Source organism: Burkholderia sp. RF7-non_BP4, assembly GCF_001521935.1.
Classification (GTDB): domain Bacteria; phylum Pseudomonadota; class Gammaproteobacteria; order Burkholderiales; family Burkholderiaceae; genus Burkholderia; species Burkholderia diffusa.
Genome location: NZ_LOTA01000087.1, coordinates 71219 through 85899 on the forward strand (window position 1 = coordinate 71219; position 14681 = coordinate 85899).

A 14681-nucleotide genomic window follows, 5' to 3' on the forward strand; every position below is an offset into this window, starting at 1 on the left:
ACCCGGCGCCGCTCCCGTCGGCTGCGGCGGGGTGCGATGTTGTGTCGCATCAGACACGTCCTTCCTGATTCGGCCGCTTACCGGACGAGGTTCACCCAATTGTTGCTCCAATCAGAATAATTGGATCATCCATTCGCGATGAGTGAGGATTTTTGACTATTTTTGTCGTCAACGCAGGCCTTGTTGAGCAACTCTGCATCATTTCCGCTGTCGTAGGAGAATTACGCATATGCTTCAACTTTTTGAAGTTGTAACAGCGGCAGGAGTCGTTTATGGATCATTTGCAGTCGATGCGCGTGTTCGTCAAGGTTGCGGATCTCGGCAGTTTCGCGCGGGCCGCGAGTGCAATGGATATCTCCAACGCGGTCGCGACGCGTCACGTCGCCGATCTGGAAGGCCGGCTCGGCACGCGTCTGCTGAACCGCACCACGCGCAGCCTTTCGCTGACGGAGTCGGGCCAGGTCTACCTGGAGCGGGCGCGCCAGATTCTCGATGAGCTCGAGGATGTCGAACAGATGGTCGTCGCGCGCAATCACGAGCCGGTCGGCACGCTGCGCATCGTCGCGCCGGTCGTGTTCGGCCTGCACAACCTTGCGCCCGTCCTGCAGTCGTACACCGAGAATTTCCCGAAAGTGGTGCCGGATCTGACGCTGGTCGATCGCCAGGTCGATCTCGTCGAGGAAGGTTTCGACGTCGGCATCGTCGTCACGCGTCAGATGCGCAGCGCGAGCATCGTCACGCGCCGGCTGACCACGGGCTGCATGACCGTGTGCGCGACGCCGAGCTACCTGGAAAAGCACGGCGTGCCGACCCACCCGGAACATCTCGCCGAACACCCGGCGCTGAGCTTGCCGACCGAATACTGGGGCGACGAGCGCGTGTTCACGGGGCCGGACGGCGAAGTGCGCGTGCGCCCGACCAACGTGATCGTCGCGAACAACACCGCGATGCTGCGCCAGTTCGCGCTGCTCGGGATGGGTGTCGCGATCCTGCCGAGCTACCTGATCGGCAGCGACATCGCGCGCGGTGCGCTGGTGCGGCTGCTGCCGGATTTCCGGCTGCCGCAGGTCGAGATCAACATCGCATATCCGAGCCGGCGCCATCTGCCTGCGAAGGTGCGCACGTTCATCGACCACCTCGTCGAGTATTTCAGCCACTCGACCGACGCGACGATGGGCGAACAGTGGGCCGCACAGGGTGCTGCGCCTGCGCCGATCGGCGTCGAGACGCGTGCCGAGCCGCCCGAATCGACCGGCCCGAACCTGCAGCCGCGCCTCGCGCGTTCGCCGCGCGCGCGGGTTGCGGTGCCGTCGCCGCTGTAACGTCGCGGCGGTCGCGCACCGACACGGCCAGCATCAAGAAAAAACGCGGATCGAGCGATCGATCCGCGTTTTTTTTATCGCTGCTCGCATGGCCGTGCGTCCGAGGTGCGACGCGCCGGGGGGAGCCCCCGGCAGCCGGTGCATTACGAGCCGGTCTTGCGCGCCGTCGTCTTGCGGGCGGCGGTCTTGCGGGCCGGTGCCGGCTTCTCGTCGGCGCCTTCCGTGACGGTTTCGGCATCCTTCGTCGCCGATTTTGCCGTCTTCTTCGCGGCGGCAGCCTTCGGCTCCTTCTTCTCGAACTCGAAACCGATCTTGCCGTCCGGCTGCTTCACGAGGAAGGCCTTGAAGTTGCGCCCCGTGCGCGACGACTTGAAGTTCGGCAGCAGATCCGTGCGGCCGTCGGCCAGCAGCTTCGCCATCTGCTCGCGCGTGATTTCCTGCTGCAGGATCACCTTGCCCGAACGGAAGTCGCAGGTTTTCGGATTCGCGACCGAGTGCTCGCACACATAGCTCATCCCGTGCTCGAACACGCGGCCCTTGCACTTCGGGCACGCGCCGACCGGTTCCTGCGCGGAGAAGTCGGGCGCCTCGCCTTCTTCACCGCCCTGGTCCTGGCCGAAGTCGAACTCGAGCTTGTAGTTCTTCGTCTCGTCGTCGAACGAGAGCTTCAGGATCGCCGAGAACGGACGGCCCATCTTGCTGCGGAAGCCGGACAGCGGACCGATCGTCTTCTGCTGCAGCAGCTCCTCGACTTCCGCGATCTCGAACTGCCGGCTACCCGGAATCTTCGAGATCGAGAACTCGCACTTCGTGCACGCGAAGCGGCGGTAGTTTTCCTTCACCTGGCCGCCGCAGTTCGGGCATGGCGTCTCGAGCGTCGTGTAATCGCCGGGGATCGTGTCGGAATCGTATTCCTTCGCGCGCTTGACGATCTGCTGCGTCATGCGGGCGATTTCCTGCATGAACGCGTCGCGCCCGAGGTTGCCGCGCTCCATCTGCGACAGCTTGTATTCCCATTCGCCGGTGAGCTCGGGCGCGGTCAGCTCCTTCACGCCGAGCCCGCGCAGCAGCGTCATCAGCTGAAATGCCTTCGCGGTCGGGATCAGTTCGCGGCCTTCGCGCACGAGATACTTCTCGCCGAGCAGGCCTTCGATGATCGCCGCGCGCGTCGCCGGCGTGCCGAGGCCCTTCGCGGCCATCGCCTCGCGCAGCTCGTCGTCCTCGACGAGCTTGCCCGCGCCTTCCATCGCCGACAGCAGCGTCGCTTCCGAGTAGCGTGCGGGCGGCTTCGTCACGAGCGCGACCGCGGCGATCTCGTCCGTCTTCACCTTCTCGTCCTTCTGCACCGGCACGAGGTTCGCGTCCGCGCCTTCGGCGTCGCGGCCGTACACCTGCAGCCAGCCCGGCTCGACGAGCACCTTGCCTTCGGTCTTGAAGTGATGGCCGGCGACTTCGGTGATCCGCGTCGTGACGCGGAATTCGGCCGCCGGGAAGAACACCGCGAGGAAGCGCTTCACGACCATGTCGTACAGCTTCTGCTCCGGCTCGGACAGCGACTTCGGCGCCTGCAGCGTCGGGATGATTGCAAAGTGGTCGCTGATCTTTGAATTGTCGAAGATCCGCTTGTTCGGCTTCACCCAGCCCTTGTCGAGCACCTGCTTCGCGTGCGGCAGGTAGTTGTGGCTCTCCTTGAGCATCTCGAGCGTGGACTGCACCGTCGAGAGGTAGTCTTCCGGCAGCGCGCGCGCGTCGGTACGCGGGTAGGTCAGCACCTTGTGCTTTTCATACAGCGCCTGCGCGAGACCGAGCGTGTTCTTCGCGGAGAAGCCGAAGCGGCTGTTCGCTTCGCGCTGCAGGCTCGTCAGGTCGAACAGCAGCGGCGACAGCTGGGTCGACGGCTTCGATTCCTCGGACACCGTGCCGACCTGGTCGCGGCACGCGGCGACGATCGTTTCGGCGGCCGGCAGGCTCCACAGGCGGGAGTCGCGCTTTTCAGGATCGAATTCGTCGCGCTTGAATTTCGGGTCGAACCACTTGCCTTCGTAGAAACCGCCCGCGCACGCGAACTCGGCCTTCACTTCCCAGTAGTCGCGCGGGATGAAACGGCGGATTTTCTCTTCACGTTCGACGACGATCGACAACGTTGGCGTCTGAACGCGGCCGACGGTCGTCAGGAAGAAGCCGCCGCCCTTGCTGTTGAACGCGGTCATCGCCCGCGTGCCGTTGATCCCGACGAGCCAGTCGGCTTCCGAGCGGCAGCGTGCGGCGTCGGCGAGCGGCTGCATGTCCGTGTCGCTGCGCAGGTGCGCGAAACCGTCGCGGATCGCCTGCGGCGTCATCGACTGAAGCCAGAGGCGCTGGACCGGCTGTTTCGCCTTCGCGTGCTGCACGATCAGGCGGAAAATCAGCTCGCCCTCGCGCCCCGCGTCACATGCGTTGATCAGTCGGTCGACGTCCTTGCGCTTCATGAGCTTGGTCAGGACTTTCAGGCGCGACTCGCTTTTTGCGATCGGGTTCAGGTCGAAATGCGGGGGGATGACGGGCAGATGAGCGAAGCTCCATTTCCCGCGCTTGACCTCGTACTCTTCCGGGGCGGCGATTTCCAGCAGGTGGCCGACCGCGGACGACAGGACGAATTCGTCGCTCTCGAAGTATTCGTCATGCTTGGTAAAGCCGCCCAAAGCGCGCGCGATGTCGTTCGCGACAGAAGGCTTTTCCGCAATGATCAGTGCTTTGGACATGACAGATATGTGTTGGTAGACCGGGTTCGCCGGCGTGGGTCCCTTTTACGACGGCTTTATAGCACACGCCGCGGCGACGGCGGCGCGGCGTGCAAAAAGCGGCTCATCATAGTGGGGGGCCGCAACGGCGGCAAGCGCCCGGCGCGGCGGCACGCGCAACGGCGCGGAAAAGGCTGCCGGGCCGGTGCGCGGCTTACGCCTCGACATTCAGGATGTTGCGCAATTTCGGTGCGTGCGGCGCGCCGGGCACGGCGCTCAGGTCGGACAGCATCCGTTCGACGATCGCCGCGTGCGGCAGCACCGTGCCGAAGAAGCGCGCGGTGTTCGCGTCCTCGATCAGGATCGTCGGAAAATTCTCGACGTCGAGATCGTCGAGCCGGTCGGCATGGGTTTCGACGTCGATCCATGCGAAGCAGGCGTCGGGATGGGCGTCGGCGAGCTGGTCGAAGGCCGTTCGGTAGTCACGGCAGGTGCCGCACCATTCGGCACACAGGCAGGCGACCAGCAGCGTGTCGGGATCGGCGAGGCGCTCGGCGATCCGATCGGCATCGGTGTCGAGATTCAGCGCGGGCATGGAATTCCTCGGGGTTGCGTCGGCGGCACGGCCGCCTCTATGCGGGGGACTGTAGCACGCCGGACGCGGGCGGGGTGGGCGTTGCGTCAAGCCGCGCGAAGCGTCCGCCGGGCATGCTCGCAACGCGGCCGGCCAGTTCGAGCCCGAGTAGCGCGCGGTGCAGCGCGTCGTCGGACAGGCCGGTGTGCTCGGCAAGCCACTCGTAAGTAACGGGGCCGTATCCCAGTGCGGCGAGCACGGACTGTTCGACCGGGTTGTCGGTTGGCATGCCGTCGATCTCGGCGGGTGTGGCGACCGGAATGGCGGAACCTGTTTTCTCGATGTGCTCGCCCGCGCACCGCGCGGCGGTGTCAGTTGTTCCGCCGTTATCGGGGCGCGAACGCGAATTCTCCGCGCGGCCGGCGTGAACAGCCGGTTCGCCCAACCCGTATTCCTCGAGCACGTCGAGCGGCGTCGTGGTGAGCTTCGCGCCGTCGCGGATCAGCGCATGGCAGCCCTGCGCGAGCGGCGCGTGGATCGAGCCCGGCATCGCGAACACGTCGCGGCCCAGCTCGTTCGCGAGCCGCGCGGTGATCAGCGAGCCGGAGCGCGGCGCGGCTTCGACGACGAGCGCGCCGAGCGCGAGCGCAGCGATCAGCCGGTTGCGCTGCGGGAAATGCGCCGCCCGCGCGGGTGTGCCGAGCGGCCATTCGGAAACGATCGCGCCGCGTGCGGCAATCTCGTGCGCAAGGGTGCGGTGCCGAGCCGGGTAGACGAGATCGGCGCCCGTCGCGATCACCGCGACCGTGCCGGCGCGGCCGTCGAGCCCGCCGCGATGTGCGGCGCCGTCGATGCCGAGCGCGAGACCGGAGACGATCACGAGGCCCGCATCGGATAGCGTGTGCGAGAAGCGTGTGGCGTCCGCGAGCCCCTGCGGCGTCGCATGTCGGCTGCCGACCACAGCGAGCCCGCGCGCATGCAGCAAGTCGAGCCTGCCCTTTACATATAGCAGCGGCGGCGGATCGTGCAGGTCGCGCAGCCGCGGCGGATAGGCGGGATCGTTGAGCGTGACGAGCGCGTTGCCCGGTGCGTCGAGCCATGCCAGTGCGGCGTCGGTGCGGGCGTCGAGGTCGTTCGGCTGGCTGGTGCGCACCGCCCGCGCGGCGGCAGCGCTGCTCGCCGCACCGATGGCCTGGTCGGATGCGCGCAGCAGCGCCGTCGGCGAGCCGAATGCATCGAGCAGTGCACGCAGCACGGCGGGCGGGAGTCCCGGTGCATGCGCGAGCTGCAGCCACGCACGCAACGCGGAGGTCGTCAGCGCTTGCGGCGACATGAGGTTCCCCTCGAATGCGACGGCCAGCGAACAGCGTGGCGCCATGATAAAATTTTCATCATCCGAAATACTCGACAGGGCCGCGCGCACGAGCGTCCGGCCAATTGCAGGAGGCAGACCCGCGGCATCGACATACCGCGCGTCCGCCTCATCTTCATTGCATCCCGGCGGCGGCGCCAGCCGGCCGGATGGCCGATGCGGCGCGCCGCTCCACCGAATACCGAACACCATGGCTTTGCTGAACATTCTTCATTACCCCGACAAGCGGCTGCACAAGGTCGCCAAGCCCGTCGACAAGGTCGACGACCGGATCCGCAAGCTCGTCGCCGACATGGCCGAAACCATGTACGCCGCGCCGGGCATCGGCCTCGCGGCGACGCAGGTCGACGTGCACGAGCGCGTGATCGTGATCGACGTCTCCGAGGAGAAGAACGAGCTGCGCGCGTTCATCAACCCCGAGATCGTCTGGTCGAGCGACGTGAAACAGATCTACGAGGAAGGCTGCCTGTCGGTGCCCGGGATCTACGACGAAGTCGAGCGTCCCGACCACGTGCGCGTGCGTGCGCTCAACGAGCAGGGCGAAACCTTCGAGCTCGACTGCGAGGGCCTTCTCGCCGTGTGCGTGCAGCACGAGATGGATCACCTGATGGGTCGCGTGTTCGTCGAATACCTGTCGCCGCTGAAGCAGACCCGTATCAAGACGAAGATGAAGAAACTCGAACGCGCGATGTGACGCGCGTTTGCCCAGCCCGATCCCGAACGCTGTCATGACCCATACGTTGCGCGTGATTTTTGCCGGCACGCCGGAATTCGCCGCGGCCGCACTCGCCGCGATCCACGAGGCCGGTTTCCCGGTGCCGCTCGTGCTCACCCAGCCCGACCGCCCCGCCGGGCGCGGGATGAAACTGCAGGCGAGCGCCGTGAAGCGCTATGCCGTCGAGCACGGGATGCCCGTCGCGCAGCCGACGTCGCTGCGCCGCGCGGGCAAATACCCGGAGGAAGCGGCCGACGCGATCGAGCTGCTGCGCGCGACACCGCACGACGTGATGGTGGTCGCCGCATACGGCCTGCTGCTGCCGCAGGAAGTGCTCGATATTCCGCGCGCCGGCTGCATCAACATCCACGCGTCGCTGCTGCCGCGCTGGCGCGGCGCCGCGCCGATCCATCGCGCGATCGAGGCCGGTGACGCCGAGACGGGCGTCACGCTGATGCAGATGGACGTCGGCCTCGACACCGGCGCGATGATCGAGGAGGCGCGCCTCACGATCGCGCCCGACGATACGACCGCGACGCTTCACGACCGGCTGGCCGCCGACGGTGCGCGCCTGATCGTCGACGCGCTGGTGCGGCTCGAGCGCGACGGCGCGCTGCCCGCCATTCCGCAGCCGGCCGACGGCGTGACCTACGCGGAAAAGATCGGCAAGCACGAAGCGGCGCTCGACTGGCGCAAGCCGGCCGACGTGCTCGCGCGCCAGGTGCGCGCGTTCGACCCGTTTCCGGGCGGCGTCGCGATGCTCGACGGCGCGGCAATCAAGCTGTGGGCGGCCGAGCCGGTGGCGGCGCGCGGCGCGCTTGTCGACACGGCGCCCGGCACGATCGTCGAGGCTGCGCCGGAAGGCGTGGTCGTCGCCTGCGGCGGTGGTGGCGCGCTGCGCGTCACGCAACTGCAGAAGCCGGGCGGCAAGCGGCTGCCCGCGCGCGAATTCCTGGCCGGCTCGCCGCTCGCCGCGGGCCAGCGCTTCGCGTTGCCCGACGGGCTTTGAGCGTCATTCGACCCGACATGCCGGTCATGCGCAATCGGCCGAATGGCCGAGTCGCGCGGCGCGGCAGGCGCGCGTAGAATTTCCCTGCGCTTTCCGGTTTCGAGGTTCTCATGCTTGGCATCACCCATTTCGGCTTTTTCGTGCTCGCGGTTTTCCTGTTGAACGTCACGCCCGGCCCCGATACGGCGTACATCGTCGGCCGCAGCGTCGCGCAGGGCCGTGGCGCGGGGCTGATGTCCGCGCTTGGCATCTCCGCCGGCTGCTGCGTGCACGCGCTTGCGTGCGCGTTCGGCCTGACCGCGCTGCTCGCGGCGTCGGCCGCCGCGTTCACGGTGATCAAGCTGGTCGGTGCCGCTTACCTGATCTACCTCGGCGTGCGCATGATCCTCGCGAAGCAGGCCGCCGCGCCGGCAGGCGCCGAGGCGGCGCGGGCCACGGCGGCGCGGCCGCTGCGACAGCTGTTCATGCAGGGTTTCTGGACCAACGTGCTGAACCCGAAGGTCGTGCTGTTCTTCGTGTCGTTCTTCCCGCAGTTCGTGTCGGCCGACAGCCCGCACAAGGCGCTGGCGTTCCTGGCGCTCGGTTCGGTGTTCGTCGCGATGAGCACGGTCTGGACCTGCATCGTCGCGTGGGTCGCGGGCAGCGTCACGCAGCGCTTTTCCGGCAAGCCGGGCGTCAGGAAGTGGCTTGACCGCACGGTGGGCAGCGCCTTCGTCGGCCTCGGGCTGCGGCTCGCGGCGACGCAACGCTGAAATTGAATTTTTCCGGCAAGACCTTATCTAACAAATCACTTACAATTTTCCGCCGTGCATCGTGATGTGCGGCGGGTCCCCTGACGGATAAGGAGTGGGTATGTTCAATTGGGTCAAAACGGCGATGCTGATGGCCGCGATCACGGCCCTGTTCATCGTGATCGGCGGCATGATCGGCGGCTCGCGCGGCATGACGATCGCGCTGCTGTTCGCGCTCGGCATGAATTTCTTCTCGTACTGGTTCTCCGACAAGATGGTGCTGCGCATGTACAACGCGCAGGAAGTCGACGAGAACACGGCGCCGCAGTTCTACCGGATGGTGCGCGAACTCGCCACGCGCGCGAACCTGCCGATGCCGCGCGTCTATCTGATCAACGAGGACGCGCCGAACGCGTTCGCCACGGGTCGCAACCCCGAGCACGCGGCGGTCGCCGCGACGACGGGCATCCTGCGTGTGCTGTCCGAGCGCGAGATGCGCGGCGTGATGGCGCACGAGCTCGCGCACGTGAAGCATCGCGACATCCTGATTTCGACGATCACCGCGACGATGGCGGGCGCGATTTCGGCGCTGGCCAACTTCGCGATGTTCTTCGGCGGTCGCGACGAAAACGGCCGTCCGGCCAACCCGATCGCGGGGATCGCGGTCGCGTTGCTCGCACCGATCGCCGGTGCGCTGATCCAGATGGCCATCTCGCGCGCGCGCGAGTTCGAGGCCGACCGCGGCGGCGCGCAGATCTCCGGCGATCCGCAGTCGCTCGCCACCGCGCTCGACAAGATCCATCGCTATGCGGCGGGCATCCCGTTCCAGGCGGCCGAAGCGCATCCGGCTACCGCGCAGATGATGATCATGAACCCGCTTCACGGCGGTGGTCTGCAGAATCTGTTCTCCACGCACCCGGCGACCGAGGAGCGCATCGCGCGTCTGATGGAGATGGCGCGTACCGGCCGCTTCGACTAAGCCGCGTCGCGCTCGACACGTCACCCCGCATGCCCTGCGCTGCGGGGTGTTTCATTTGTGCGCCCCGTAAAGGGGACGCATGACCTCACGCTACAATGCGCGGTTTGGAATCGCGGCGGCCACGCGGCCGCAGGGTTCCCGCCGCTCGCGGCGCCCGTTTGCCGATTTTGCTCCGATGACACGAACCCGCTCCTCCGCTCAGTCTTCCTCCGGCCGCGCCGCGCGCCTGTCCGCGCTGCATCTCGCGCCCGATTCGCTGGGCTTCGCACTCGACGCGGCCGCGCAGGCCGTCGATGCGGTGCGGCGCGGCACCGCGCTGCCGGCGGCACTGGCCGCGGTGTTCGCGCAGATGCCGGCCGGCGCGCAGGCGCTGGCGCGCGGCGCGACGCAAGACGTCGCGTACCGGACGATGCGTCGTCTCGGCAGTGCGGACTGGCTGATCGGCCGGCTCGTCAGCAAGGCGCCGCCCGCGCATGTGCATGCGGTGCTCGCCGGTGCGCTCGCGCTGCTGCTCGATCCGGAGGAAGCGGCCGCATATCCGGCATTCACGATCGTCGACCAGGCCGTGACCGTGATCGGCTCACGGCGCGAATTTGCGTTCGCGAAGGGGCTGGTCAACGCCGTGCTGCGGCGTTTCCAGCGTGAGCGCGACGCGCTCGTCGCGGCGATGCAGGATGATCCCGTCGCACGCTGGAATTACCGCACCTGGTGGGTCGATGCGGTGAAGCGCGCGTGGCCGGACGCCTGGCAGGCGATTCTCGCGGCCGGCGAGCGCCAGGGGCCGCTGACGCTGCGCGTGAACGCGCGCCGCGCGACCGTCGATGCGTATCTCGACACGCTGCGCGCGAGCGGAATCGACGCGACCGCGATCGGCCGCCATGCGGTGCGGCTCGCGTCGGCGCTGCCGGTTGACCGCATTCCGGGCTTCGCCGACGGCGTCGTATCGGTGCAGGATGCCGGTGCGCAGCTCGCGGCCGAATGGCTCGGTGCGCGCGACGGCATGCGCGTGCTCGACGCGTGCGCGGCACCGGGCGGCAAGACCGGGCATATCCTCGAACTGGCCGACGCCGAAGTCGTTGCGCTCGAAAGCGACGCGACCCGCGCGGCGCGCATCGGCGAGAACCTCGCGCGCCTGTCGCTCGCGGCGGACGTGCGCGTCGGCGATGCGGGCGCGCCGGGCGCGTGGTACGACGGCCGGCCGTTCGACCGCATCCTCGCCGACGTGCCGTGCTCGGCGTCCGGCATCGTGCGCCGTCATCCCGATATTCGCTGGCTGCGTCGCGAAGCCGACATCGCCGCGCTCGTCGCGGAGCAGCGCCGCATCCTGACGGCGTTGTGGCCGCTCGTGAAGCCGGGCGGCGAACTGCTCTACGTGACCTGTTCGATCTTCCCCGAGGAAGGTGAGTTGCAGGCTCGCTGGTTTGAAGCGGCCTGTGAAGATGCGGTACGATTGGACGCGCCCGGCCAACTGCTGCCGGGCGGCGTGCACGGCGGGGCGGCCGGCGCACTCGACCAGAACACCGATCACGACGGATTTTTCTACGCGCGGTTTCAGAAACGGTGACGATCAAACACCTTTTTCCACTTCGGCTCGCGGCCGTCCTGCTGGTCGCGTTGACGCTGTGCCTGACTGTCGTTCGGCAGGCGCGCGCCGAGTCGATCGCCGTGCAGCGCGCATCGCTGCAGGCTGACGGAAGCGGCTGGAGCCTCGATGCCCGCTTCGATTTCGAGCTGAATCCGAACCTCGAGGATGCGGTCAACAAGGGCATCCCGCTTTACTTCACGACCGACTTCGAACTGGGCCGCGCGCGCTGGTACTGGTTCGACGAGCAGCCGGTGTCGGTGTCGCAGACGATCCGACTGTCGTTCCAGCCGCTCACGCGCGAGTACCGCGTGTCGACGGGCGGGCTGCAACTCGGCTTCCCGTCGCTGAAGGACGCGCTCGCGGTCGTCCGGCACATCACGTCGTGGCACGTGATCGACCGCAACCAGGTGCGCGCCGGCGAAACCTACACCGCCTCGGTGCGGATGCAGCTCGATACGGCGCTGATGCCGAAGCCGTTCCAGGTCGACGCGGTGAACAACCGCGACTGGACGCTCGGGTCGGACTGGAAGCGCTTCACTTTCACGGTGACCGAACGTGCTAAATAAAGTGCGCCGCGCGGCCAGCGGGAAGAGCCTCCTCGTTCGCGTGATCGTCTCGACCGTCGCGCTCACGGCGCTGCTGCTGCTCGTGCTGCTCGCGGCCGCGAGCGCGAACACGGAATTCTTCGACCGCTACTACTCGTGGCTGTACGCGATGAACATCATCGTCGCGCTCGTGTTCCTGCTGGTGGTGCTCGGTCTGATCGGGATGATCGTCGTGCGCCTGAGGAAGGGCAAGTTCGGCACGCGGCTCCTCGCGAAGCTCGCGGTGTTCTTCGCGCTCGTCGGCGTGGTGCCGGGCGGGATCATCTACATCGTGTCGTACCAGTTCGTGTCGCGCAGTATCGAGTCGTGGTTCGACGTGAACGTCGAGACCGCGCTGACGGCCGGCCTGAACCTCGGCCGCGGGATGCTCGACGCGTCGCTGTCCGACCTGCAGACGAAGGCGCGGCTGATGTCGGACCAGCTCGCGAGCGTCGATGCGAACACGAACGGCACGACGCTCACGCTCTTGCGTCTGCGCGACCAGTTCGGCGTGCAGGATGCGACGATCGTCGAGCCGAGCCGCGGCGGCTCCGGCGCGGCGCCCGAGCTGCACATCGTCGCGCAGGCGTCGGGCAATTTCGCCGCGCTGATTCCGGACGACCTGCCGACGCCGCTGATGCTGAGCCAGGCGCGCGAACACGGCGCGTATGCGGCGATCGAGGGCGAGGTCGACGGCGACCCGCGCGCGCACGGCGCGAAGGGCGCGCTGCGGCTGCGCGTCGTGCGGCCGATTCCCGATGCGACGACGTCGCTGCTGCAACCGGCGGAGCGATTCCTGCAGCTCACGCAGCCGGTGCCGCCCACGCTTGCGCACAACGCCGACGCGGTGCAGCGCGCGTATCGCGAATATCAGGAAAAATCGCTCGGCCGCACCGGGCTGCGCAAGATGTACATCGGCACGCTGACGCTCGCGCTGTTCCTCGCGACCTTCATCGCGATGATGCTCGCGCTCGCGCTCGGCCAGCAGCTCGCGCGGCCGCTGTTCCTGCTCGCGCAGGGCACGAAGGAGGTCACGGAAGGCGACTACACGCCGAAGCGCGAGATCAAGTCGCGCGACGAGCTCGGCTTCCTCACGCAGTCGTTCAATGCGATGACGCGCCAGTTGTCCGAGGCTCGGCAGGCGGTCGAGAAGAACCGCATCGCGCTCGAGCATTCGAAGACGTATCTCGAGAGCATCCTCGCGAACCTGACGGCCGGCGTGTTCGTGCTCGATCGCCAGTTCCGGCTGACGACGGCCAACCGCGGCGCCGAGCGGATCTTCCGGCAGCCGTTCAGCTCGATGATCGGCACGGCGCTCGACCGGATCGGCGTCGTCGCGGAATTCGGTGCGATGGTGCGCAAGGCGTTCGCCGATCGCGAAGCCGCTTCGGACGGCGGCAGCGGCGATCGCGGTCACTGGCAGCAGCAGTTCGCGATCGAGGTGCCGGGCGAAGCCGATCCGCTGACCTTGCTCGTGCGCGGCACGCGACTCGTGTCGACGGTCGAGGGCGAGGCCGACGATCCGCAGACGTCCGGCTACGTCGTCGTGTTCGACGACATCTCCGACGTGATTTCCGCGCAGCGTTCGGTCGCATGGGGCGAGGTCGCGCGACGGCTCGCGCACGAGATCAAGAACCCGCTGACGCCGATCCAGCTGTCGGCCGAGCGGCTGCAGATGAAGCTGTCCGACAAGCTCGCACCGCCCGATGCGGACGTGCTCAAGCGCGGCGCGACGATGATCGTCAACCAGGTGGCCGCGATGAAGCGGATGGTCGACGACTTCCGCGAATATGCGCGCACGCCGCCGGCGGTGCTCGCAAACCTGCAGCTGAACGAACTGGCGAGCGAGGTGCTCGGGCTGTATGGTGTCGGCGAAGGCAAGAGCGCGATCGTCGCCGAACTCGCGCCGTCGCTGCCGGTGATTCGCGGCGACGCGACGCAACTGCGCCAGGTGATTCACAACCTGCTGCAGAACGCGCAGGATTCGGTCGCGGAAGTCGCGCATCCGCGTGTGTTGATCGAAACCAAGACAGTAGAATATGGCGATCCCGACGCCGAGGGCAAAACGCGCGTCGCGGTACGTCTTACCGTGTCCGACAACGGGCCCGGTTTTCCGGCACGCATCCTGACCCGTGCGTTCGAGCCGTACGTGACGACGAAGGCGAAGGGCACGGGGCTCGGGCTGGCCACGGTCAAGAAAATCGTCGACGAGCACGGTGCGCGGATCGATCTGCGCAATCGCATGCACGGCGAGACCGTCGAGGGTGCGCAGGTGTCGATCCTGTTCCTGCAGATGGCGAGCGATACGCCAGGCGCCGAATCCGGCGCGCAGGGCGGGACGGCTCCCGCCAAGACAAAAGCAAGTGTGCAGACAAAGGCAGCGTAAATGGCAACCATCCTGGTGGTAGATGATGAAATGGGCATCCGGGAATTGCTCTCGGAGATCCTCAGCGATGAAGGACATGTCGTCGAGGCGGCGGAGAACGCGCAAGCCGCGCGGGAATACCGCCTGAATCAAGCGCCCGATCTCGTGCTGCTCGATATCTGGATGCCCGATACCGACGGCGTCACGCTGCTCAAGGAATGGGCGGCGCAGGGCCTGTTGACGATGCCCGTGATCATGATGTCCGGGCACGCGACGATCGACACGGCCGTCGAGGCGACGAAGATCGGCGCGCTCGATTTCCTCGAGAAGCCGATCGCGCTGCAGAAGCTGCTGAAGTCCGTCGAGCACGGTCTCGCGCGCGGCGCGGCGCCGGTGTCCGTCAACGCGGCGGCGAAAGCCGGTATCGGGCAAGCATCGGGGCCGGCGGCCGTCGCATCCGCGGCTGCGCTGCCGACGCTCGGCGACGACATGGTCACGGCGCTCGGCCTCGCGGGCCAGACGGCCGCGATTCCGTTCGACATCCCGTTGCGCGAAGCGCGCGACGCATTCGAGCGCGCGTACTTCGAATATCACCTCGCGCGCGAGAACGGCAGCATGACGCGCGTCGCGGAGAAGACGGGCCTCGAGCGCACGCACCTTTATCGCAAGCTCAAGCAGCTCGGCGTCGAGCTCGGCAAGAAGCCGTCCGAAGGCGCCGCATAAAA

At 67.2% G+C, this 14681-nt stretch carries 12 protein-coding genes; 9 read left to right on the plus strand and 3 right to left on the minus strand.

The genetic code is table 11. The features are described from left to right. The first annotated feature begins 272 nt into the window (after window positions 1-272). The gene (locus WS49_RS26610) at window positions 273-1322 is read left to right on the plus strand and encodes a LysR family transcriptional regulator (protein ID WP_059534907.1); all 1050 of its coding nucleotides are present in this window, start codon (window positions 273-275) and stop codon (window positions 1320-1322) included. A 143-nt stretch (window positions 1323-1465) separates the two neighbouring features. On the opposite strand, the gene WS49_RS26615 is transcribed toward WS49_RS26610, so the two are convergent. The 3 genes from WS49_RS26615 to dprA form a co-directional block, all read right to left on the minus strand. Beyond that, a complete protein-coding gene (locus WS49_RS26615; protein ID WP_059534909.1) occupies window positions 1466-4063 on the minus strand; it encodes a DNA topoisomerase III in 2598 nt (865 codons plus the stop codon). A gap of 193 nt (window positions 4064-4256) precedes the next feature. Continuing rightward, window positions 4257-4637 (minus strand): thioredoxin family protein, encoded by a 381-nt coding sequence (locus WS49_RS26620; RefSeq protein WP_059534911.1) that lies wholly within the window; start codon window positions 4635-4637, stop codon window positions 4257-4259. 37 nt (window positions 4638-4674) lie between these two features. Further along, the gene (gene dprA / locus WS49_RS26625) at window positions 4675-5994 is read right to left on the minus strand and encodes a DNA-processing protein DprA (RefSeq protein WP_059534913.1); all 1320 of its coding nucleotides are present in this window, start codon (window positions 5992-5994) and stop codon (window positions 4675-4677) included. Window positions 5995-6178: 184 nt separating this feature from the next. On the opposite strand from dprA, the gene def reads away from it, so the two are divergent. The 8 genes from def to esaR all read left to right on the plus strand — a co-directional run bounded on the left by def (window position 6179) and on the right by esaR (window position 14679). Then, window positions 6179-6682 carry a peptide deformylase gene (def, locus tag WS49_RS26630; RefSeq protein ID WP_059534915.1) on the plus strand — a complete coding sequence of 168 codons (504 nt, stop codon included), beginning with the start codon at window positions 6179-6181 and terminating at the stop codon, window positions 6680-6682. A 34-nt stretch (window positions 6683-6716) separates the two neighbouring features. Beyond that, window positions 6717-7712, plus strand: coding sequence for a methionyl-tRNA formyltransferase (fmt, locus tag WS49_RS26635; protein ID WP_059534917.1), 996 nt, complete (start codon window positions 6717-6719; stop codon window positions 7710-7712). Between the two features lie 110 nt (window positions 7713-7822). Next, entirely contained in the window at window positions 7823-8464 is a 642-nt protein-coding gene (locus WS49_RS26640) for a LysE family translocator (protein ID WP_059534919.1), read from the plus strand. A 100-nt stretch (window positions 8465-8564) separates the two neighbouring features. Further along, the gene (htpX, locus tag WS49_RS26645) at window positions 8565-9422 is read left to right on the plus strand and encodes a zinc metalloprotease HtpX (RefSeq protein ID WP_006485774.1); all 858 of its coding nucleotides are present in this window, start codon (window positions 8565-8567) and stop codon (window positions 9420-9422) included. Window positions 9423-9597: 175 nt separating this feature from the next. After that, entirely contained in the window at window positions 9598-10986 is a 1389-nt protein-coding gene (gene rsmB, locus WS49_RS26650) for a 16S rRNA (cytosine(967)-C(5))-methyltransferase RsmB (RefSeq protein WP_059534921.1), read from the plus strand. Next, complete coding sequence (locus WS49_RS26655; protein ID WP_059535132.1) at window positions 10983-11573, plus strand: DUF4390 domain-containing protein; 591 nt, start codon at window positions 10983-10985, stop codon at window positions 11571-11573. Before rsmB ends, WS49_RS26655 begins: the two co-directional genes overlap by 4 nt. Further along, entirely contained in the window at window positions 11563-13977 is a 2415-nt protein-coding gene (esaS, locus tag WS49_RS26660; RefSeq protein WP_059534923.1) for a sensor histidine kinase EsaS, read from the plus strand. The genes WS49_RS26655 and esaS overlap by 11 nt, the downstream gene beginning before the upstream one ends. After that, window positions 13978-14679, plus strand: coding sequence for a response regulator transcription factor EsaR (gene esaR / locus WS49_RS26665; protein WP_059534925.1), 702 nt, complete (start codon window positions 13978-13980; stop codon window positions 14677-14679). Window positions 14680-14681 lie beyond the last annotated feature (2 nt).